General features: G+C 41.9%; 17 protein-coding genes and 2 pseudogenes. 3 read left to right on the forward strand and 16 right to left on the reverse strand.

Annotated elements, in window-relative coordinates; translation table 11 throughout:
- Window positions 1–5 precede the first annotated feature (5 nt).
- The 3 genes and pseudogenes from SFRI_RS17935 to SFRI_RS17945 all read right to left on the reverse strand — a co-directional run bounded on the left by SFRI_RS17935 (window position 6) and on the right by SFRI_RS17945 (window position 2,815).
- On the reverse strand, window positions 6–1,139 hold the full coding sequence (locus SFRI_RS17935) for a tyrosine-type recombinase/integrase (protein ID WP_011638875.1): 1,134 nt from the start codon (window positions 1,137–1,139) through the stop codon (window positions 6–8).
- Window positions 1,140–1,208: 69 nt separating this feature from the next.
- A pseudogene (locus tag SFRI_RS17940) lies at window positions 1,209–2,165 on the reverse strand (IS1595 family transposase).
- Between the two features lie 218 nt (window positions 2,166–2,383).
- Window positions 2,384–2,815: a WapI family immunity protein gene (locus SFRI_RS17945; protein WP_011638905.1), complete on the reverse strand. Its 432-nt coding sequence runs from the start codon at window positions 2,813–2,815 to the stop codon at window positions 2,384–2,386.
- Window positions 2,816–3,663: 848 nt separating this feature from the next.
- Here SFRI_RS17945 and ltrA point away from each other — a divergent pair.
- On the forward strand, window positions 3,664–5,136 hold the full coding sequence (gene ltrA / locus SFRI_RS17950; protein ID WP_011638906.1) for a group II intron reverse transcriptase/maturase: 1,473 nt from the start codon (window positions 3,664–3,666) through the stop codon (window positions 5,134–5,136).
- 349 nt (window positions 5,137–5,485) lie between these two features.
- Here the strand turns inward: ltrA and SFRI_RS21915 are convergent, their stop codons facing one another.
- The 10 genes and pseudogenes from SFRI_RS21915 to SFRI_RS21800 all read right to left on the reverse strand — a co-directional run.
- Window positions 5,486–5,641 (reverse strand): hypothetical protein, encoded by a 156-nt coding sequence (locus SFRI_RS21915; RefSeq protein WP_207891339.1) that lies wholly within the window; start codon window positions 5,639–5,641, stop codon window positions 5,486–5,488.
- A gap of 194 nt (window positions 5,642–5,835) precedes the next feature.
- On the reverse strand, window positions 5,836–7,494 hold the full coding sequence (gene merA / locus SFRI_RS17960; RefSeq protein ID WP_011638907.1) for a mercury(II) reductase: 1,659 nt from the start codon (window positions 7,492–7,494) through the stop codon (window positions 5,836–5,838).
- Between the two features lie 34 nt (window positions 7,495–7,528).
- Window positions 7,529–7,930, reverse strand: a complete 402-nt coding sequence (gene merC, locus SFRI_RS17965; protein WP_244262841.1) for an organomercurial transporter MerC — start codon at window positions 7,928–7,930, stop codon at window positions 7,529–7,531.
- Window positions 7,931–7,958: 28 nt separating this feature from the next.
- Window positions 7,959–8,234 carry a mercury resistance system periplasmic binding protein MerP gene (merP, locus tag SFRI_RS17970; RefSeq protein ID WP_041413222.1) on the reverse strand — a complete coding sequence of 92 codons (276 nt, stop codon included), beginning with the start codon at window positions 8,232–8,234 and terminating at the stop codon, window positions 7,959–7,961.
- Between the two features lie 98 nt (window positions 8,235–8,332).
- Window positions 8,333–8,680, reverse strand: coding sequence for a mercuric transporter MerT family protein (locus SFRI_RS17975; RefSeq protein ID WP_011638910.1), 348 nt, complete (start codon window positions 8,678–8,680; stop codon window positions 8,333–8,335).
- Window positions 8,681–8,770: 90 nt separating this feature from the next.
- The gene (gene merR / locus SFRI_RS17980; protein ID WP_011638911.1) at window positions 8,771–9,178 is read right to left on the reverse strand and encodes an Hg(II)-responsive transcriptional regulator; all 408 of its coding nucleotides are present in this window, start codon (window positions 9,176–9,178) and stop codon (window positions 8,771–8,773) included.
- A 534-nt stretch (window positions 9,179–9,712) separates the two neighbouring features.
- Window positions 9,713–10,351: a gamma-mobile-trio protein GmtX gene (gmtX, locus tag SFRI_RS17985; RefSeq protein ID WP_011638912.1), complete on the reverse strand. Its 639-nt coding sequence runs from the start codon at window positions 10,349–10,351 to the stop codon at window positions 9,713–9,715.
- Window positions 10,348–13,866 carry a gamma-mobile-trio integrase GmtZ gene (gmtZ, locus tag SFRI_RS17990; RefSeq protein WP_011638913.1) on the reverse strand — a complete coding sequence of 1,173 codons (3,519 nt, stop codon included), beginning with the start codon at window positions 13,864–13,866 and terminating at the stop codon, window positions 10,348–10,350. The genes gmtX and gmtZ overlap by 4 nt, the downstream gene beginning before the upstream one ends.
- Complete coding sequence (gene gmtY, locus SFRI_RS17995) at window positions 13,859–15,316, reverse strand: gamma-mobile-trio recombinase GmtY (protein ID WP_011638914.1); 1,458 nt, start codon at window positions 15,314–15,316, stop codon at window positions 13,859–13,861. The genes gmtZ and gmtY overlap by 8 nt, the downstream gene beginning before the upstream one ends.
- A gap of 79 nt (window positions 15,317–15,395) precedes the next feature.
- Window positions 15,396–15,509, reverse strand: a pseudogene (locus tag SFRI_RS21800) (oxidase); the annotation flags it as partial.
- A 152-nt stretch (window positions 15,510–15,661) separates the two neighbouring features.
- Between SFRI_RS21800 and SFRI_RS18000 the strand changes: the two are divergent.
- A complete protein-coding gene (locus SFRI_RS18000) occupies window positions 15,662–15,919 on the forward strand; it encodes a hypothetical protein (protein ID WP_011638916.1) in 258 nt (85 codons plus the stop codon).
- Between the two features lie 66 nt (window positions 15,920–15,985).
- Here SFRI_RS18000 and SFRI_RS18005 read toward each other — a convergent pair whose 3' ends face one another.
- On the reverse strand, window positions 15,986–16,645 hold the full coding sequence (locus SFRI_RS18005) for a thiopurine S-methyltransferase (RefSeq protein ID WP_011638917.1): 660 nt from the start codon (window positions 16,643–16,645) through the stop codon (window positions 15,986–15,988).
- A 98-nt stretch (window positions 16,646–16,743) separates the two neighbouring features.
- Window positions 16,744–17,091, reverse strand: coding sequence for a hypothetical protein (locus SFRI_RS18010; protein WP_041413224.1), 348 nt, complete (start codon window positions 17,089–17,091; stop codon window positions 16,744–16,746).
- 292 nt (window positions 17,092–17,383) lie between these two features.
- Between SFRI_RS18010 and SFRI_RS18015 the strand changes: the two genes are divergently transcribed.
- Window positions 17,384–19,216 carry a protein kinase domain-containing protein gene (locus SFRI_RS18015; RefSeq protein WP_011638919.1) on the forward strand — a complete coding sequence of 611 codons (1,833 nt, stop codon included), beginning with the start codon at window positions 17,384–17,386 and terminating at the stop codon, window positions 19,214–19,216.
- Between the two features lie 111 nt (window positions 19,217–19,327).
- Here SFRI_RS18015 and SFRI_RS18020 read toward each other — a convergent pair whose 3' ends face one another.
- Window positions 19,328–21,724 (reverse strand): zinc-dependent metalloprotease, encoded by a 2,397-nt coding sequence (locus SFRI_RS18020; RefSeq protein ID WP_011638920.1) that lies wholly within the window; start codon window positions 21,722–21,724, stop codon window positions 19,328–19,330.
- Window positions 21,725–21,730 lie beyond the last annotated feature (6 nt).

Below are 21,730 nucleotides of genomic sequence, written 5' to 3' on the forward strand. Positions count from 1 at the left end.
ACTGCCTACACAATTGCATCAATTTGTTGTTGATACTCAATCGACAGGTCGTCCACCAAATCATTAACCAGATGTAAATATTTCATTGTGGTGGTAATACTGGAATGTCCAAGACGGCTTTGTAGATACATCAATGGCTCAAACTTACTGCTTTTGCGCTCTAAGAGCCCTTTGAGCATGTGAGTTGCATAGGAGTGTCTTAACATGTGCGGAGCCACATGAAAGGGCAGATTCAGAGATTTGAGCGCCTTTCCAAAGGCAGAGCCTTGCGAAGCCCATTCTTGACCATCAGAGGTTAAGAAAAGGCAATCTGAGTTCACTCCTGATTCTTGTTGCTTCTGAAAACGAGCTTCATTTACATAACGCCACAAATCTTCCATTAGCCTTGATGGAATGTGTATTTTGCGCTCTTTCTCACCCTTAGTCCGTGAGATATTTACTTCGTAGTAAGTTTGGTTTCCAGAAGGTTTTCGTATTACGTGTAGGGGGAAAAGCAGTAGCTCCTTACGCCTAATTCCTGTCTGTAGACATAAACGAACCATCAGTTTGAGCGTTGGGTTTTCAATCGAAGATAACAATTCTTGAACTTCATAGGCAGATAAAAACTCTGCTTTCTTTTCAAAAGTTTTCATCATCAAGTCCGAGCTGTATTTTTTGCCACCATTTCTCTCGGTATGAGCCAAAAACTGCTGACCCTTTCGCACCGAAACCGACTCTAGTGAGTAAGGCAATGAGTCAAACCACTTGCCAACACCATAACTGTAAAACCGCACGATCGTTCTTAGGTGTTGGTTGGTTGAATTGACCGACATGCCAAACTCACCAACGCAAAGGTCACGATAGGCGCTGACTAACATTTCATCTTCACTACTTTCAGAAATATTTCGCCAATCTAAACCGTTATGTTCACAGAATGTCAGGAATTGATTTAAGTGGCGGGCATAAGTCCACCAAGTATTTTCACTGTCTACTCGCCCACGTTTCAAGCACTCATAAATAAGGAATTGCATTGCTTCCACACAAAGCATTCCAGATTCAATCCCTAGCTTTGCATTATCAACTTCCCACGTTAAGAGGGGAAAGTTAGGGTACTTTACACTTTCAATTTCAAAGTCAGATGTGGATTTAATGCAAAGCATAACCGCCTCAATGTACTGTATATTAATAAGGGCTATCCACTTAGCACAACCAACCACTATATATTGTGGTTATCGATTTTTAATTGATTGGTACGTTATCGGCTTAGAACGCACTGCTTGCTCAAGCAACCTGTAGAATAATAATCCCCGAGAATCTGACTTTCTTCTGTTGAAGCGAAATGTAAACTCATCTAAATAATAATCAAGTTGCTTAGCCTTTACCGCGCCTTGATACGTACCTAAAAGCCATCTTTTACATAATGATGAGACTCGATGTACCCCAGCCATTGTTTCATGTGCAGGTACAGATGAACCTAAATGCACTATCCGATTATGCTTATATCCTTTTTTGTCTATTTGTTTGTATGCTTGAGAACCATCACTACAAATTGTGCTACCAGGTTCTATTACATCTTGAATGAATTGATGGATATGTTATTTAGTTGCACTTTCTACTTGCCTTAAACGTATCCGACCAAATCCAGAGGGTGATAGCAGCTCAACAGCAACCAAAACTACAGCTTTACGCTTACCCTGTTGATTTTTAATAGATGATTGTGGAACGAGGCCACCTATTAGTGTTTCGTCAACCTCAACGATGCCGGACAACTTATCCCTTTCAGGATCAACCATGGCATATCTTAATTTGTGCATTAATGACCAAGCGGTTTGATAACTCCCAAGACCTAATAGCCTTTGAACTCCAAGAGCGCTGACACCATTTTTTTGATTCGTAATAAACCAGACCGCAGCAAACCAACTTTTCATTGGGGTTCTTGTTTTGTCAAAAAGTGTACTTGATGTTACTGAACACAGAGAACGGCAAGCATGACATTTTAACTTGCCATTACGTAACTGATAAGGTGATTGATGGCTTGAACAGCTTGGGCAAATGAATCCGTTTGGCCAACGAAGTGCGTAAAGGTAGCTAATGCAAGATTGTTCATCATGAAACCAATCAACAAATTCGTCCCAATTTTTAGGGTAATCGACGCCAGCTTTTAATAAATACGATGAAGTTTTCATTACTACATATTGACACTGGTATCGCTAAATGGACAGCCCTTATATTAATACAGTGTAACTGTGGGCATTATGCTTTGCTACAAAAATAAAAGATTTTTTATGTGGACATTGGTATGTAAAACGTTTCTGGACAGAAGCTTGTTAGTGCCCAAGCTCTAACACTCACTATTCGCATTATGATAAGTATGGTGAATTTAGGTTAACGCCATAGTCTCTTGTTATAAAGCTCGTACGGGAAAGCCTTCTAAAATCTCATCTAGATCTTCGATAATAGATTGGAGATAGGTTTGATCAAATCCTGTAGAGAACTTAAGTTCATTTCCAACACCAACACTGTCCATGCAATTACCCTCTAATTCAATTCCACCTCTTCCATTCCCGATTAGCTTGATTTCAAGCTGCCCCTCAAGACTGTCGAATGTAGCTGTACCTTTTAGGCAAACATAGAGCTTTTGTATTTCTTTAGAGAACTTAACGAAATCATAGGTTTGAAAACTGGCAGAAAATTTACCACTGAAGCTTCCAAATGAAACACTAACAGAGCAAATAAGCCAGTTATCATCAAAAGACTCACTGCTTGGAGAATGTTGGTACTGTTCTACAGTGATCTCAACTTGCTCATTTGGAGAACAACCGATGGATAAACTCATACGTTCCTTGTGCTTTATAACGTTTTAGTATTTATACGTTGCGCTATTTGCAAGGCATAAATCGCTTGTTGGACTTGGCCTATGCCACATCCATATTAATCGGTATGTTTTATGCTATAGGAATTTGCTTTTTTACGGTACTTGTTTTTTGTACAGCTTTGTATCTAATCACCTTTTCTGATTACATCTTTTAAGAAAGGTTTTCGATATTTTAGCTTTTATATTGCCCGTTTATGAGTTTTCCCAGATATACCTTACTGACACGTAATGGGGCGTGCGACGTGAGGTCGTATGAAGCGCTGTTCACCGCTTTTGAGTGAACCATCTGTATCACCAGATGAACCTAGGAGCCTGAATAAAGTAGCGGCTCTGACAATGTAATGAAGATTGGTTATAGACCAATCGGGATCTGAATCGTGAGAGAACGATCCTCCTGATAACCACAAATTGGGTGAGTGCTAGGTAGTCAGTATGATGAACATATGTAAATCCGCGTAAGGTGCGTTATACGATGAAACAGCGGAAGTGGTTTATACGCTGTGGCCAAAAGGCAATGAGAGTTGGAAAGAGATTGCCCCATGCTCTTTCGTGGTCAATATAACTCTTCGCACTATAGCGGGCATCTACCCTGACATTGCGCGACATACGGAACACGGTAAGCCTGTATTGCTCCCTTTGGGAAAGCCGATATGGCCGATAGCGGTGCAGGTATAGGAGGTTGGAAAAAGCAAAGGCTGCATTGTAACGATGCAGATACAGACTTGTGTCTGGTCACGAAAGTGAGCCCACTTCCGACTGGTCTCCCGTTGCAAGATAATGTGAAGAACTTTATTCAAGGAGAAACGCAAATGATGATTTCAACAGAGATTAGTGCCTCTCCTGACGGCGAACAATGGCAGTCCATAGACTGGAAATCCGTTGAACCGCATGTATTAAAGCTTCAGATGCGTATTGCAAAGGCAACACGAGAAGGTAAACACGGTAAGGCGAAAGCGTTGCAATGGATACTGACTCACTCGCGTTCAGCAAAACTTCTTGCTGTTAAACGAGTATCAAAAAACAAAGGCAGTAGAACGCCTGGAATAGATGGTGTCATCTGGAACACGGATGCACGCCGCATGAAAGCAGTAAATCAATTGAGCAGGAAGGCATATCAAGCCAAACCACTCAAGCGTATCTATATCCCCAAAAAGAATGGCAAACTTAGACCTCTTGGTATCCCAAGCATGATAGACAGAGCACAACAAGCGCTCCACCTTCTTGCATTAGAGCCTATATCGGAGACGCTTGCTGACCCAAACAGCTATGGATTTAGACCAAATCGTAGCACTGCCGACGCAGTCGATCAGTGCTTCAAATGCTTGGCTCTAAAGAGATCAGCGCAATGGGTTCTTGAGGGAGATATCAAATCCTGCTTCGACAAAATCGGGCATCAATGGCTTGTTGATAACATCGCCATAGATAAACGAATGTTGGAACAATGGTTAAAGTCTGGTTTTATGGATAAAGGGTTGTTTTATCGTACTGATGAGGGCACGCCACAAGGAGGGGTTATATCCCCAACCTTGATGCTAATGACTCTTGCTGGACTTGAACAGCGCATAAAGTCTACAGCACTCAAAAAGGGTGCTAGAGCCAACTTTATTGGATACGCCGACGATTTCGTCGTCACCTGCGCTTCAAAGGAAGTGCTCGAGAACGATATCAAACCGTTGATCGCTGACTTCTTGGCGGAAAGAGGCTTAACACTCTCCGAAGAGAAAACGCACATTACCCACATCAACAAGGGTTTTGACTTCTTAGGGTTCAATCATAGGAAGTACAAAGGAAAATTGCTCATTAAACCGAGTAAATCCAACACGCTGTTGTTCTTGAGTAACCTGCGCGAACTCATCAAAAAGCACGCAACCATCCCTGTTAACGACCTTATCAAACTGATAAATCCGAAACTAAGGGGGTGGGCGAATTATTATCGTCATTGTGTTGCTAAACAAGTATTCGGGTATGTTGGGCACAAACTATTCTATTCGTTATGGCACTGGGCAGTAAGGCGTCACCCAACAAAGTCTAAGACTTGGGTAGCCCTTAAATACTTCATCAACCGAAAAGGCCAATGGCAATTTCACGGTTGGCAGAAGGTCAAGGATATGGATTGCCAATTCAATCTATTCCAAATAGCCAAAGTGCCTATTGAGAGGCATGTGAAAATTCGAAGTGCGGCTATACCATTCGATCCTCAATACCAAGAATACTTGGCTAGGAGAAAATCGAAAAGGCAAGCTCGTAACGCTTGGAATGAACCTGCTCTCACTGCTTTATAAGTTGCTGGGTATCAAACGATACCTTTGTGGAGGCTTGAGCCTAGTGCAGTGAAAGTTGCACGCTGGGTTCTTAGGGGGGCGGCACTTGGCAACAAGTGTCGTCTACCCGACGTCTATAGTACGAGTAGCTAATCGACTGTTGTTTCAATCTAGGGCTAGAAAAAATAAAATCGCTTGCGCTTAACGAAGCAAGTAAGATCCATTTCATCAAACTTTGTTGGGTTCTGGCTATAATTTCAAATTGAACTTCAATATCAGTCTTCTTCTGGATATGCTTAACTCGATTAAATATCCTGTCTTGGGAAGAAACATCGCATACTTTCAAAGATAGTAAGTGTAGTGGTCAAGCTTAATTGGCCCTAAGTTTGCTATCAATAGCCAGATTGAATAGTGCTAACTGCATCAAGTTCTCCTCAATCTCTAGTCTCGTGCGAATACGCCAAATTTCTTCAAGCCTGAAAGGCTTTTTGACACCACTTCGTTGTCCACGGTTTAGTATGACCATGATGACCTCCTTTTTGGTTGACTGGTCATAATGGTCATAGTTAGTAGGATTGGGATACAAATAAATTACACGTCTAGGCTCATTTCTGAACAAAAAAGCTAAGTCTCGGTGGCATTTAGTACCACCGACCTTCGACTGTTCTTGTTTGATTTCAAATTCATATCATATAGAACACCACATCAATCAGTGATTCTTTACCCGGCGCAGCAGGAGAGTGCTTTAACATCCTTGTTAAAGGTCTGCGCGCAGAGTTTTAGTCCTTCCACCATGGTCAGGTAGGGGAAGAGTTGATCCGCTAGCTCAGTGACTGTCATGCGATTGCGAATGGCCAATGCTGCACTCTGAATTATTTCACCGCCTTCATGCGCCAATATTTGCGCTCCGATAATTCGACCGGTTTTCTTTTCTGCCACTAATTTAATGAAGCCGTCGGTCTCGAAGTTGGCCAGGGCTCGTGGCACATTTTCCATGCCCAAGACTCGACTGTCCGTCTCAATATCTTGCGCCTTGGCCTGTACTTCGGTTAAACCCACAGTGGCGACTTGCGGATCGGTAAAAATCACCGCGGGCATAGTGGTGAGATCCAGTTTGGCGTCGCCACCTATCATATTCACAGCAGCACGACTGCCAGCTGCGGCAGCAACATAGACAAATTGCGGCATATTGGAACAGTCTCCGGCGGCATAAATGCCGGAAATATTGGTCTCCATTCGTTCATTGACGATAACCTCACCGCCCTGGTTGGTTTTAACACCGATTGCGGCAAGATTAAGTTGGCTGGTATTGGCATTACGCCCGGTACTGATCAACAGTTGATCACCAATTAACGTTCCCGCATTGGTTTCCAGCGTAAATTGTTCTCCTTGATATGAAACGCTTGCCGCCTGAGTGTGATTCAACACGTTAATGCCTTCTTTTTCAAAACATTCGCTAAGTTTCTCACCTAGCAAGGGGTCTTCTGCATACAGTAATGAATGCCGCGCCAATACCGTCACCTCGCTACCTAAGCGGCGATAAGCTTGTGCTATCTCCAACGCGACCACAGAGGAGCCAATCACGATCAGATGTTGTGGCAGCGCTTTGGCAAATAATGCTTCTGTGGATGTCCAGTAAGGGGTGCCGGCAAGACCATCAATCGGCGGGATCGTCGGCGTCGAACCGGTGGCAATTAATATTTTATCGGCATGCAGCACTAGCTCTGAACCATCGACTTTACGGATGATTAAGGTATTGGCATCGTTAAATCGTGCAAACCCTTTAATTAAACTCAGTGCGGGATTATTGTCTAGAATATTCTGGTATTTGGCTGCCCGCAATTCTTCCACCCGCGCGGTCTGCTGCTCGGATAAGCGCGCTCGACTCAGTTCTGGGGCATGATTTTCCAGTCCTGCAAACGGGTTGCTTCGCTGTTGCTGAGCCAATTGCGCCGCTCGAATTAAAATTTTGGACGGCACACAGCCAACATTGACACAACAGCCGCCGATCACCTCGCTTGCTTCAATAATGGTAACCTGTGCGCCACGCTCCGCTGCCTTGATGGCGCAGGCAAAAGCGCCAGAACCGCTGCCTATGATGGCGACCCGTTGCTGAGGGCTAATGTCTTCTTGCTGGTCAGTGTCGCCACACCTTGTCGTGTCTTTAAGCTCTGTTGCAACGTAGCCTAAGGCATTAATCGCTAGGATCAGTTCTGCTACATTGACACCATCTCTTGTGGTGATCACAGCTAGGGCTTTTGCATAAGACACCTCAGTTTTAATGACGCCTTCAACGGCATCGAGCGCCTCTTTAATGTGTTCGACGGAGCTTGGGCAGCTCATCCCTTGTATGGATAAGCGTATGGATAATAAAATCATTTTCTTTCCTCAACTAAGGTAAATAATCATTGGCTTAAACGGCACAACTTTCATCGTCGCAGCGCTTATTAGCGGGTGAAAAAATGTCCCATACAGAAACGGCCACCATCAGCGCGAGCGCCGAATAGGTCACATAAGCACTCCAGCCATATTGAAACAAGGGGTAGAGTGATAACAAGAGTAGCGCTGGGCCGAACATACCCAGAGCACTGCGATGCCACTGCCTATGGCTGAACCAGCCCAGTCCGTTAAGCACTAAGGCAATCCAAGCGAATAGGGGCAATAAGGTGTTGACGAACAGGCCTTCCCATTGGCTGAGAAAGCCTAATCCAATCGCTGCGCCCAAACTGGCAATCGCCGGGAAACACATGGCGCAGCCCATAGCAGAGATAACAGCACCCAAGGAGCCCGCTTTATCACCGATGCGTGTCAGCATATTGAATAAATTGGTCATAGCCTTCTTCCTATTGTTTGATAGTTGACGGGTAACCTGCGTTGGTGGTCGCATCGATTAACGCTTTGACCGTGGTTTTCTCATCATCAAAGGTCACAATTGCCACCTTGGTCTCAAAGGTGACATCGGCCTCGCTGACGCCTGCAACATTTTGCAGCGATTTTTTCACCGTAAAAGGACAGGTAACGCAGTTCATGGTCGGCACGTCTAAGGTCACAGTTTGTGGTTTGGCAGCAGCAGTCAAACTGGTGAGTGCCATAAGGGTTAATAACGTGACTTTTTTCATTGTATTCTCCAAGTGTTAGTTAAAAGTGTAAGTGCTATGAATCGCTGTGTTCTGTCATTAATCTTCAATTGGTTAACGCCAAATCCTTGGTGCTGCACTTAGGCAAACCAGACAATCCAGTAATTGCTGGTCACTAGCACTAGCGCTGCGAGTGCCGTTAACCAAAAAATGACCTGTCGACGCTTGCGCACTTGCGGCACGGCGCAGGCGGTTCCTGGATCACATGCTTCCATTGGGCGATAAACGTTTCGACCGGCGACAGCAAACAGAGCCAATACCACAACAATGAAAATAGGACGATAGGGTTCTAATAAGGTCAGGTTACCAATCCAGGAGCCACTGACTCCCAGCAACAGCAATATGAAAGGTCCAGCGCAACACAGGCCAGCGCCGACGGCGGCAACAATGCCACCAATAATGGGCAGATTAGGATCTTTTGGGGACACGTCTTACTCCTCAGTTTTCAATGTATGGAGTAAGTGTAAGTGCCGTACCTATGTACGGAGTCAAGCATATTTATCTGTGGGTAGAGTCGATCAGGGTTGCAAGGAATCGATAATGGGGCAATGGCTGTCATCTTCATTGTTATGGCACTGTAGCAACAGTGTATTAAGCGCGGTTTCCAAGCGTCGTAAATCAACCATTTTTTCTCTGACGGCGCCAAGTTTATGCTCGGCAAGCTCTTGGACTTGACTGCATGGGCGATCCTCTAGGCTCAATAGATTAGCAATTTCCTCCAGCGTAAATCCCAACTCCTTGGCTCGTTTGATAAAGCGAATACGGTTCACCGTTTCATTTGGGTAATGACGGTAACCCAGGTCTGGCTTCAGTGGTTGCTCGATCATTCCTCGTCGTTCATAAAAACGCACCGTCTCAATATTGATACCAAGCTCATTGGCCAGCTTACTGATGGTTCTTTTCTTTTCAAGTGAGACAGAAGTCATACCTCTTCCTTTGATTACTATTATGAATGGGATCATAACATTTCTTATTAGGTGGCCAAATCTACTATGCCACTACACAAGAAGTATAAACGATGCTGAACTCCATAATTCTGACTTGAATTTAGTGGCAAGAATCCAGTAATTTATGAGGCTCACCGCCATTGCGGGGCTTATTCGTATTAGAATTACTTATGGATTAAAGTAGTACCCGAAACACGCTTTGGGGCAGAAATGAGTTTGGCAACATCGCCTCTGTTAGATTCCAATCAGCAAAGAAAGCACTACCTCTATAAGAATAATGCTTTAGTTCAGTTAACCCTTACAACCGCAGATATTAATCATTAAGATAGATGTTACACTTTCAATGATACATAACAAACTTTATTATCAAAAGATTAAATTTGTCCTATGATATTTTATCAAACTATTGAGTTATTACCGTTCATGACAACCTTAATTTTTTATCAAACTATATTATTGTCTTACAGATGTACTAAATCAATTGCTAGAATTTAGTACATATAGAGTTATGGCTTACAAAGACAACGTTTTTTCAATCGCATCGACAAAACCTGCTTTGAATATTGTATTACCCTCACTATCTTTAACTCTTCCCTGCTTATCTGGTGTCCACCCATTTTTTTCAAATGTATCTGGGTTAATAGAGTGTGATAATGCTTCTACTTCAGTTGGGAGTAGATTCGACTTAGTTAAAGATGGATGAGATGAACTTTCCATTGCATTGTTATTAGCTGATGGCCTTAGATCAATATTAATATTTGATAGCTCTTTTGCTAATTGTAGCTGCCCTGTTAACTTACTATTTTGTGCAATTAAGTCCATTACGAGCCATTTGATACGGGCATCATCAATATCACCAACCCATGCATTTTGTTCTTTTACTTTGCTTGAGATAACTTTTAAGGGTTTTTTAAACTCTGCCCATGATTGGATGAGTGCGCGGTATTTTTCGCCTGTTTTATTTCTGATAGCCTGAGCCTTTGGACCGTTAACAGCTTCACTTAAACGGCCAATTGTGGCTATTGTAAAATCACAGGACCCTCGTTCAGACTGTTCGGTACATATCTGATGAATTAAATCTATTGTTTTTGCCATTTTTGGAGTAGCACTTTGTTTAAGTTTTTCACAAAAATCATTAGGTTCATGCCTCATATTGCCTCCAATAAAGACTTGTTAACGTCCAGTTGAGTCAGTTGGCTTCCGAGTAAGATCTTCTTTACCTCATCATGAAGTGGCGTGAGCTGATTATCATCATTAAAATCACTTAAAAGGATCTCTGCTCTCATCAGTTTTTCAACATTTTCCCACGACTTTAAACGACTCTTTAATAGCTCACTCATTTGGTTCCCCACTTCTAGCTGCTGGTCAGGGGAGAGCATGCACAACCATGGCTGAATGCCATTTTGGTGCGCCATCTTGTCAATTAATTGAGAGCGCCTAGCATTGGCCAATGATGCATCACTTAGTGTAAAAATAGTTGCATTTTCACACACAGTGCTTAGCTGATGAAACTCGCTATTAGTTTCATCAATACTCCAGTTAATAGAGGAAGATTCTGTATTAGCAACTAACATAGTTCCTGTACCTTCCTCCGCTTCAATGGACTGGTTCAATAAGTTGGTACACTGCATAATAAGCCGTACAATATGCACTGTATCAGTCGCATACATACACGTTTCTTTAGCTATCATTTCAAGGTTTGATGCCGCTTTATCCAACTCCATTGATTTAGTGAACACCTGATCCTTTTTTTCAGCGTCATAACGTTCATCCTCTAATGACTCAATATGAAGAATTAGATTCTGTTCTTTTTGTTTAATATAAAACTGCTTTAATGAAATTTCGTTAAATACAGCGGTTAAACCGCCTAAAAAAGCAGGGCTTGTGATAAAAAAACGGCAACGGATACAGTTTTTTTCACCCAGATGCCCAGACGCTACGGGTAAATACTTTTTAATTTTGACTTCACTATTTTCAACCTCCCCTCCTTGATCACATTTCCCACCACCCATAGGGCATATACCTATATCGGTGAAAGAAAATGCTGAAGCTGGATGATTGTTATTTAAATATTTAAAGGCTAATAGATCGTTCGGAACCAATGAGTCTCTTACTGCTTCAAATTGTTTATTTCTAATTTGTTGCTGAACTCTCAGTGGCGCAACGGCTAAAGCTCGTTTATCTGCTGCATTAAGTTCATCACGCATTTCAGCATGACCTACCTTAGTGTAATAAATCGTCATAACTAACCTTGCATGGCCAACCAACTTTTGAACAATATGGATAGGCACTTTTGCATCAACAACAAATGCTGTAATTAAGCTTACGCGCATTGCGTGAGGTGTATAGTCTGATTTGTACGAACCCACACTCTCTTTAGCATTAACTTTATTTGTTAATAGGTTATCTTTGTCTTCTATTTGATGCAGAACATAAGCAAGTGCCTTAGAGAAAATGGGCTGCTGGTGAGGTTGGCAACTATTACCCATTCTAAATAAAAAGCAATTGGCACCTCGTTGTTCTAAAATCCTATTTCCAATGGGAACTCTCAATGTAAGCCCTGTCCATTTTGTAGGCTCAGCAATAGCATTGTATTTGGACTGCCAATGTCTAAGTTTAATCATCCAATAATCTAAATTATCAGGAGCCCAAGGTATATCGTAGCCGCCCTCCTGACGCGATGTTTTATTGGTAGTAAAATATAAACCCAGCTCACTTCCTGAATATTCCTTTATAAAACCTTGCTTTTTTGTCTGTCCTGCTAAGGGCCCTTTATTCGCGACCCACTCGACTTTACCATTCACCAGCTCGGGAACTTTTTTATCTGCTTCTCCGCTATCGCACCAGAGAATCTGTTGCCCTCGAGCTGGGACACTCAATAAAGTATATAAGGCAAAAAAACGAACAGGAGACCACATTTGACAGACTTTTTCGTTATAGCTCCCGACTAACTCACCTGTATGTTTTCCTTTTCGACGGTCTCTTTCTACATACCTATAGACACAATCTAGATCATTTTTATCAATTAGCGAAGAGTCTACGTCAAACCAATCACTTTCCATCAAGTCGTGTAAATGACTTAAATGACTTAGGCTTTTGGATTCTATTGGCAAGATCCACTCTCTTGCTTTAACCACATAAGTATAAGCTAAAAGAGGTTTATCAGATTCAGATAATTTATTGGGTTTAATGTCCAGCAAAGGGCTTTGAAATCGACTTAATGGATTACGAAAATCAGGATGAATTAATACTTCGTCTTCGTCTTCGAATGTGCACAATTGAGAAAGACAATAATCAAGGAATTCAAGAATGATTACGTGGAAGTGAGACTTACTTTTCTCGCCAAAAAACTTAAGGAACTCCTCATACTGATTATTATTAACCTTTGTTGTTTTAAGCAGGAATTCCTCTGGTTTTGATGGGTAATTATTTTCCATAATGAATTTGCAGATAAAACCAATACTAGTTCTTTTCTTCATTGTAATGTTACGCTGAGATTGCTCTATATATGAGTCAAATAAATCTCTCCAACCATTAAATTCCAAGCTTACATCCGCAAGAGAATAAGGCTTTGATTGGTTCAGAAAACCATACCATGAACCAAACACCTTCCAGCTATCTCGATAAACACAAGCTGGAGAAGCTGGAAGCCTAGGGTCTTCGTTGTAGCGCTTCTCATACTCAGTACGCGACTTAATACAGAGCTGAATAGCAGCTTTTGAAGCGGCTTCAACTGTAGAGTAAAACGCTGGAATACTATTGCCTAAAAATCCTCGCCATTTACCAAATTCCGGCCAGTCACCTCGGTATGTTTGTTCAGGGCAACTAGGAAGCCAAGAGTCTTCGTTATAACGCTTTCTGTACTCAGGACGTGTTTTAATACCGAGCCTAATTGCAGCTTTTGATGCGGATCCAATCGTAGGGTAAAATTCTGGAATATCAGTATCTAGAAAACCATACATTCCACCCAGTGCCCGCCAGTCATCTCTGTAAGTATGAGCAGGGCTATTAGGAAGCCTTGGGTCTTCTTTATAACGCTTTCTGTACTCTCGACTTGTCTTAATACCGAGCTTAATGGCGGCTTTTGAAGCATCTTCAACTGTGGGGTAAAAATCAGGGATTTTATTATCTAAAAACCCACGCCACTTGCCAAATGCCGGCCATTCATCGCGGTAAACGTTATTTGGGGTTTTGGGAAGATTAGGGTCTGATTTGTAGCGTTTTTTGTACTCAGGACATGTTTTGATACCGAGCCTAATGGCGGCTTTTGAAGCATCTTCAATTGTGGAATAGAAGCTAGGAGCGTCTTTACCCAAAAAGCCATACCAATTGCCAAACGCCTTCCAGTCATCCTGATAGATTTTATCAGGGGAACTAGGAAGCCTAGGGTCTAATTTATAGCGCCTTCTGTACTCAGGGCCTGTTTTAATATCAAGCTTAACAGCAGCTTTCGAAGCCTCCTCAAGTGTGGAGTAAAAATCGTGGATCTCATTACCGAAAAAACCTCGCCATTTGCCAACCCCCTCCCAGTCATCCTGATAGATTTTATAAGGATGACTGGGAAGCCTAGGGTCTGCTTTATAATGCTTTTTGTACTCAGGAAGCGATTTAATGCCAAGCTTAATAGCTGCTCTTGAAGCTTCTTCTATCGTGGCGTATTTACTCATCATCACTCCCTAACACTAAAATTACTTTAGCCTTACTATCGAAACGTTTTAATTCCGCTCGTATCTGGCTAGGCGAAAGTGATTTATAAGAGTCTTGAGACTTTATCGATTTGTGATTCAAAGCATTGGCTACGAATAAATTACTAACACCAGCTTCTTCTAGGCGATTCGCATAAGCGTATCTATGACCATGTGGTGTTGTACCTAAGTCTTTTTCAAAGCTCAGTCCAATCCGTTCAATAGCTTTTTTGTGTTTTCGTTCAAATGCATCAATCGAATAAGGATCGCCATATTGATTAGTAAAAGCATACGGATGCTCGCGGTTTTTATGTGGACTAACCCTTTGTTTAGATAGATACAAACGCCAATAAAATAAAAAATGTTCGCCAACTGATGGTTCAAACCAATTTACAACCATATAATTTTTTTTTGATTGGGATAATTTATTATTCTTCCAACCGGCATAGACCTTTTTACTTTTTTCATATTTGTTTCGGGGCAAGAGTTGGAAGTTTTTAGCCAGTGTTTCTTCACGAAACTCAATACGTCCATTAGTATATGACATAGGAGACTGGCCGATTTCAGGTTCGTACACACATACCAGAGCTTCATTTGAATTTTCAGGATGAATTTCTATATCCTCAAGCCATAGATGGAAAGGTTCCGATCTTCTTAACCCGCCAAAGTGGAGTAACATAGTGATGAGTATGTCCCTTAATTCAAGTCGGGTATAAGCTGGTGCGGTAGCTAAAACACCAGGTTTTATAAATCCTTTATGAATTAAGTCATCAATATATCCATCAGGAAACCTGTTCAAGGCAGAGTTATGATCATTGTCCCTATGGTCTTGTTGGTATCTAACATTTCTAGATAATTTATTTATCTCTTGCATTGATTTTTTTGACCATGTGTGTGCGAGAAAAGCATTTTTATATTTATGTGAATATGCTGCCCAATTTAATCGTTCTTCGTGACTAGTTGCTTCACGCCAAGGATTAAGCTTGTCTTTGTTGTTAAGTTCTTTATGGTCGCAAAGCCAATCAGAGTATTGAGTCACATACGAAATGATTTTATTACCATTTCGTATACTTCTCTTTCTCCATCTGAGTCCCGTGGGGTCTTCACCATTTAGGTTAATTGTTCCTGAGAAAAGTTTATCTGAAAATGCAGCGAAAAGATCTGCAGGATATTTGTAATTAGTTGTATTGAACTCTACAAATTCGACTAATAAACAAATAGCTCGAGCACTTGCATCAATCCAAGACATGCTCTTATTTCGTTTATAGATTGAATAAGCCAGATATGATTTTAAGACCCCATTTTGCGTGTAAATAACAGGCAACCTTATTTTTATTTTATCTTCAATATGTATGGTTGTCCTAACGACCAAAGGGTGAAACATAAATAGCACTCTTGCATAACATTTAGTACAAAATAGGGGGGCACGCATATATTGTAAAGATATGTTTTATTATAACTATGAAAGGAATCGTTTAGAAAAGGGTAGAAATAGTACAACAGAACTAGGGGTGATACTCGCAAAAACTGCACTGATTCCAGCTACAACCATTGGAAACCTGTAAAATTAATGACTTTCCCTCTGAAGGAGGACGAAATACTGGTTCAATGTAATTAAGCATCAGAGTGTCCAAATTGATGAAAATGTGAGTTAGCTAATGAAATTTGGGATTTTTCATACAAAATGCGTTCAAAAAACTATCATTCAAAAGTATTATTGTTATAGTAATGTTGTAAACAATAAATAAGCCATTCAAAAGACTTAGGTGAAAGGATTATGACTCAAGTTGCATACCAAATAAATGATCGACGTGACAAGGATGTAATTCATCACGATGAGCATTGGAATTTAACCACAGCAGACCAAAAACTCGCACTGTATGACTTACATCGTTATGGTTATCGATTATTGTTCGTTCGTCATATGCTTAAAGGGCCAGTGGCTGTCATTAGTCAGCAAGATGATATCGCAGCCATTTACGCCGACGGTGAAGTCGATTTAAGGCCCTTAATTACCCTTAGAGAATCTCACTAACGCCTTTAAAAATGATTTCGCGTTATAAAAAAACCTACCGATGTTATGGTAGGTTTTAGCGTCTCTTTATGATTTTCGAGTTAACTTATAAACGGCTTCATTAAGCCAAGGCACGTGTTTATTCATAAACCTCGGATTGTCAGCCAGTACATCAACACACTCCAACAATTCAACATCAAAATATGGCGTTAAATAGCTTTCAACCCAACGTGGACTGACTGCAAATGGTGGCCCTTTTAGAGTCTCTTGTAAGTAATCTAGGGTGATTAATAAGCCACTTACATTCGCCGGTATCAGCGCAGCGAGTGCTTTAACATATTGTTGGCGCATTTCTTCTGGCCAAGCAATCAGGGCAGCGCGATCGTAAAAACCACTAATCGACGCTGTTGCACTTTTAGGGAGAGTAAAAATATCACCTTGATATAAGGTCACTTGATCGGTAGAAAAGACCACATGTTCGTCGGTATGATTGACTTGATAAGTCAGACCATTGTCGGTAAAAAATTGTTCAACCGCGAGGGTATTGAGTTCACATCCAAGCACAGTATGACGCTGCTCGGCCAAATAAAACATATCCAACGATTTACCACATAGAGGAACGAATACCTCAGTGTTTTCATTCAAACCAATATGCGACCAATATTTTACTAAAAAAGGGTTCACTTGGTTTTGGTGAAAACCAATTTGTTGTAACTGCCATTTTTCATGCCAAAAGCTGGGTTCCATGATGTTATTCTTCAGTCAAGTTGCTAATGAGATGCTGGCTACTTTAAAGACTAAAAAAAATGGATGCAACCTCCCTTGATGATTTGGCATTCAACTTACTAGGCTTTACCGTCTAGAGTCATTTGTACTTGCCTTAACCAACGACAGTTTTCACATTGGCACTTTCTACGCGACATATGATGCGGGCTTAAATTTGAGTCAATGTAATCGACCGCGATTAATAATTGTTGCTTTAATTGGTCAACCGACTTCATTTCAAGCGCAACCATTTCATCGTTATGATTAATCCACAAACACTCCTCTCCCTGATGACAGGTTATGCATTGCTCATCACTTTGATTAAAAAACACTGCATGGGGACAATGGGTAACTTCCATTGATTGTAAAATTCGCTGCCGAGGAAAATTAAACAACTGAATTAAATCAGTTTTATTTATATTATGCATATAACCTCTCATAAAATCGTTAATTAACTATTACAGCCATAGTACCTAGTGTTGATTGATTTTGATTTGATATAGGTCAAGGTTTACTTATCGTAATTTTTTAGATAGGAAGCGACCATTTACAAATCAAAAAGCTTGCTCACAAAACAATACTGGGCGGTTTTTAGTAAAAGAACAGCCATGTTTAAATAGACTGCGCTGATGTGTGGATGGAATCTGTTGTTTTATATAAGAAGCACTTGCCGCAGTAAGGTTAATCAAGGTTTAATGGGCTTAAAAAGGAGGCTTACTTTTGCAAACACCGCAACTGCAACACTTTTATATCAATGAAGAGCAGTCCATCTACCTGCTCAGCGCCAATGATGCACGCAAGCATAAGGCCTGGATTCGCCTGTGTAAGCAACAGCTGAGTAAATTGGGATATCAGCAAATTGAATTTATTGGTAAGGGAGCCTATGGCTTTGTGTTTGCGGGTATCAATGAATTTAGCCAATCACATGTGTTTAAATTCTCAAGGGTAAATTTACCTCAAAGCGTCCAAGATAGGCTTGAAGAAGAAGCCTATATGCTTAGCCAAGTAAAACACCCAAACATACCTGGGGCGATAAAATTTGAACGGGTTGGTAAGCAAGGCATTTTAGTAATGGAGCGAGCTCAAGGCGAAGACCTCGACAAAATTTGCCAACGATTAGGCGCTTTGCCACCAGTAATGGTCGTCAGTATCGCGAGACAATTAGCCAATATTTTATATTATCTTCGTAAAGGTAAGCCTTTAGTGCATGGCGATATTAAGCCATCTAACTTGGTTTATGATATTGAAACCGACAAGTTGTCGTTAATTGATTGGGGCTCTGCGGTATTTGCTCAGCGAGATGAACACGGCCGCGCGGTTGATGACAATGTCATGTCCTTACTATCAAGCGACCAACAGCACACTAACGCGCGTATGGGCGATGTGTATTTTATTGGTGACGAACAATTGAGCGGTGCGTTATCTACGCCTCGATTTGACGAACAAGGCGCTGCTGCAACCTTATATGCACTCGCGTCAGGACAAATTAGTCGTTTCGGCACAAAAATCATTCCTGCAACCAGCATAGGGTTACCTATCGAACTGGCAAAAATACTTGATGCAATGCTCAGTGATGATGTTGAACGGCGCAATCTTGCGGGTGATTACTTTCTCAAAAGTCTACGCCACAGTCATCGAATGCATTTGCCGATACTATCCACTCCCCCCCTCGCCCCCGACATTCCTGTATGGGCTCAACCGCGTTCGAAAGCCGTCGAAACCGTAAGTTACAGCTCGCGTAAATCGTTTTTGAAAGAGCACAATACTCAAGATCCCATTGCCAAAATGGATGATGTGCAATTAGAGAAATATTATCGCAATTTTATGGTGGGTATGGCCGATACCGAAAAAGGCTTTATTGCCGCAGTAGGCCGTTTAGCACAGTATCCTATCGTCGGCGGTTTGGTGATCCATTGGCAAGAGTCTGGCGTGTTTATCGACTCCAATTTAGCCATCTACGATCCAGACAGTAAAGCGCCGCTCGTGTTAGCGGTAAATAATATGGTCACCATGGCGCGAGGAATTAAGCGGATTGGGGTGTTCAAAGCTTGCTTTTTTAATGCCAAAGACACCTTACACCTTGAGCGAAAAAGTACCGAGCACCAATATAAAATAACCGGTGAACTGCAAATGCCGTTTGAAGTCGGTGATGTGCCCACCTTGGAAGATAAATCTCGGCTGCACTCATACTTTGAAGACGGTAAAGATCCGGAAGAAAACTTGGAACTGCCAGCAGAAATCATGACTGAACTTGGGTGGTTAAATCAAATCCATCATACTGGCTGTATTATCTTTGAAGCGTTACCAAACCATTTAAAAATCCACAGTTATTTACGTTTATTAAATCCACGAAAACAGGCAGCATTTCGAGCCTGTTTGGATAGAATTATGACTCACGCAAATAAAATTCAAGGTCATGGTATTTCAGGTTTTATGAAACTGCCCTATAAAAACACCCGTCAATTTAGCCATATCGATCGTAAAGCAGATGATTTCTATCCTAGAAACCCTAAAGTCATCGTTGCAGGACCCACTTTACCGCAAAAAAAATAGTCATATTCTAAATGCTATCATCAGGTTATTACACTGATACAAAGCAATACGCGACCCCAATAGAGGTCGCGTATTATCAGCTGTACATCACTCAACACTATCACTCAACACTTAAATTGGCGAACCAGGAGGCAAGTCCATCGGCTTGGTGATTAATCGATAAGTAGGATCGGTCATGCCTTTCGTTACACCTTGAAACAGCCAATCGTAATGCGCCGATTGATAATCGCTGCCACGGTTACTGCGACGCTTAAGCTGCTTAATAATATAGTCCACTCTTGCGGCTAACTGCGCTTTAACTTCAGGTGCTGTTTTAGGGCTATGGTACGTTGCTAATAGACTATCAATCACCACAGTATTGACTCGCATTTGCATCGCTAGACCCTGGCCACTCGGTAAATCTTGATACAAACTGGCACCCGCAAGCTTATCGATTAATTGAACCACCGACAGTTGCTGACTGTCTTCCATATAAGCCTGACTGACACGGTTTAAACGTTCAGGGGTTAATAACTGCGTCACTATATGACGGCTCAACACTTCAGCCATCGCCACTGGATCGGTTATCACACCTAAGTTTGATCCAAAGCTTTCACGAGTTTTTCGATAATTACCGGCTTTTGGCACTAACGCTTGCAGCACATTATTTGGTACTAATAAGCTCTCGGTTTGCAAACTCGCCAATAATGCATCGAGTGCAGCAAGTTGCATTTTAGGACGAATATAATTCCAACGTACGCCTGAACCTACTTGTTGATAACTATAATCAGTCCCGCCAATCCACTTTGCAGCGGCTTCTATTTGATAACGCGTGAGCAAATATATAGGCACAAACACATCGGCTAATTCGCCATGAGGTTCATCGGCCAATAAAGCATCTGAATTAAAGTCCTCAATCGCTTTACGGCGCACTGTTTCTAAACGTACTAATTCCGCTACTGCATCGTTACCACGGTCCCATAAACTGGCATACGCATTACTGGCACTGGCACTACGAGAGTCTGCTTCCCCAATATAACGAAAACCTTTAGTTAAGGTCGACGTTAACAAAGACTCGGTCTGCGTAAGGCCACCATAACCATAGGCTATGGTGTATTTGTCCCACTCACCCATTCCTTCGGTGTAAGGCGTAGCAATATCAATGTTATCACCTTGAATACTCACGTACGGATGTGGGTAATCCATTACTGAAGCATTATCGTTTGTTGATGCTGCAAAGTTATGGTCAAGCCCCAGGGTATGGCCCACTTCATGGGCAGCTAACTGACGAATACGGGCAAGCGACAATTCCATGGCGGCATTAGCAGCGGCTTTACGATCTGGCCAACCAGCAGTGAGCCCTCGAGCAATGAGATGGTCTTGGCGTACTCTTAGACTACCAAGCGTGACATTACCTTTAATGATTTCACCGGTACGAGGGTCGGTTACTGCTGCGCCATATGACCAACCTCTTGTGGCGCGATGCACCCATTGGATCATGTTATAACGCACGTCTTGAGGGTCTGCACCTTCTGGCAACAATTCAACTTTAAAGCCGTCAATAAAACCTGCATCAGTAAATGCACTCTCCCACCAACGTGCACCTTCCAGTAAAGCACTTCTAATAGGCTCCGGTGCACCAGGATCAAGATAATACACAATAGGCTTAACCACTTTACTTGGAGCGTCACCAGGAGTGACTTTTTCTAATCTGTGGCGCAGCAAATGGCGTTGAGTCAGCGGTTGATCAACTGCGGTAGAATAATCGGCATACTCATCAGATAAATAACCGCTCATAGGATGATAACTACGAGGTTGATAACCCACATCTGGGAGTTGTATAAATGAGTATCGCACGCGAACAGACAACAATTTACCGTCTGGAGTAACTTGCTCAACTTGCTTGCCCGCTTTGCTGGCTTTAAAGGTTAAATTCACATCAATATCAGCATTACGTTCGAACGATTTAATCTTTTGCGGCAATATCATTGAGCGGCTACTGTCTAAGCTATACAGACCTTGCTTAGTTGCCGTTAATACATCAGACACACCATGCAAATCATTAATCACTAAGTCATTAATCGCAACTAGAGCCGTTTTGCCCTCGACTAATTTACCGCGCCATAAAATCGACTCAGCAAAAGCTTGCGTTACCGCTTGACGTTCGGCGACATTATCACTGGAGGCTCGAAAATAGGTATTAAGCTGCTTGAGCACAACATAAGGACCATGCTGTTCAAATTGTACCATTCGAGTTTGACCTAACTGGCCACGGTCTAAACCGATATCATTCGAACCAACGCCATGAGGTAAACTGGTCAGCAATAGAAAGGGTTGATTGAGCTTATCCGCTTGCAAATAAAGCTGGGCAGATTTGGCATCGTAAAATAGATTAATAAAGCCTTTTGCCGCTTCAGCATTTTTGATTATTTTTTGGGCTGAGTCGCTGGCAGCTATTGCAGCGTTAGAAAGTAATGTTGCTGGTGTGACGGCCAGCAACAATGCCAATGAAATACTACGGCGGATCATAAATAA

This window comes from Shewanella frigidimarina NCIMB 400, from assembly GCF_000014705.1.
In the GTDB taxonomy this organism is placed as follows: domain Bacteria; phylum Pseudomonadota; class Gammaproteobacteria; order Enterobacterales; family Shewanellaceae; genus Shewanella; species Shewanella frigidimarina.

Bases quoted from the DNA above. Each gene is read 5' to 3' on its own strand.
- SFRI_RS17935 (WP_011638875.1), bottom strand. From the start codon at position 1,139: ATGCTTTGCATTAAATCCACATCTGACTTTGAAATTGAAAGTGTAAAG.
- SFRI_RS18020 (WP_011638920.1), bottom strand. From the start codon at position 21,724: ATGATCCGCCGTAGTATTTCATTGGCATTGTTGCTGGCCGTCACACCA.
- gmtX (WP_011638912.1), bottom strand. From the start codon at position 10,351: ATGAGGCATGAACCTAATGATTTTTGTGAAAAACTTAAACAAAGTGCT.
- SFRI_RS18010 (WP_041413224.1), bottom strand. From the start codon at position 17,091: ATGCATAATATAAATAAAACTGATTTAATTCAGTTGTTTAATTTTCCT.
- gmtZ (WP_011638913.1), bottom strand. From the start codon at position 13,866: ATGAGTAAATACGCCACGATAGAAGAAGCTTCAAGAGCAGCTATTAAG.
- SFRI_RS21915 (WP_207891339.1), bottom strand. From the start codon at position 5,641: ATGGTCATACTAAACCGTGGACAACGAAGTGGTGTCAAAAAGCCTTTC.
- merC (WP_244262841.1), bottom strand. From the start codon at position 7,930: ATGCTGACACGCATCGGTGATAAAGCGGGCTCCTTGGGTGCTGTTATC.
- merA (WP_011638907.1), bottom strand. From the start codon at position 7,494: ATGATTTTATTATCCATACGCTTATCCATACAAGGGATGAGCTGCCCA.
- merP (WP_041413222.1), bottom strand. From the start codon at position 8,234: ATGAAAAAAGTCACGTTATTAACCCTTATGGCACTCACCAGTTTGACT.
- gmtY (WP_011638914.1), bottom strand. From the start codon at position 15,316: ATGCGTGCCCCCCTATTTTGTACTAAATGTTATGCAAGAGTGCTATTT.
- merR (WP_011638911.1), bottom strand. From the start codon at position 9,178: ATGACTTCTGTCTCACTTGAAAAGAAAAGAACCATCAGTAAGCTGGCC.
- SFRI_RS18005 (WP_011638917.1), bottom strand. From the start codon at position 16,645: ATGGAACCCAGCTTTTGGCATGAAAAATGGCAGTTACAACAAATTGGT.
- SFRI_RS18000 (WP_011638916.1), top strand. From the start codon at position 15,662: ATGACTCAAGTTGCATACCAAATAAATGATCGACGTGACAAGGATGTA.
- ltrA (WP_011638906.1), top strand. From the start codon at position 3,664: ATGATGATTTCAACAGAGATTAGTGCCTCTCCTGACGGCGAACAATGG.
- SFRI_RS17945 (WP_011638905.1), bottom strand. From the start codon at position 2,815: ATGAGTTTATCCATCGGTTGTTCTCCAAATGAGCAAGTTGAGATCACT.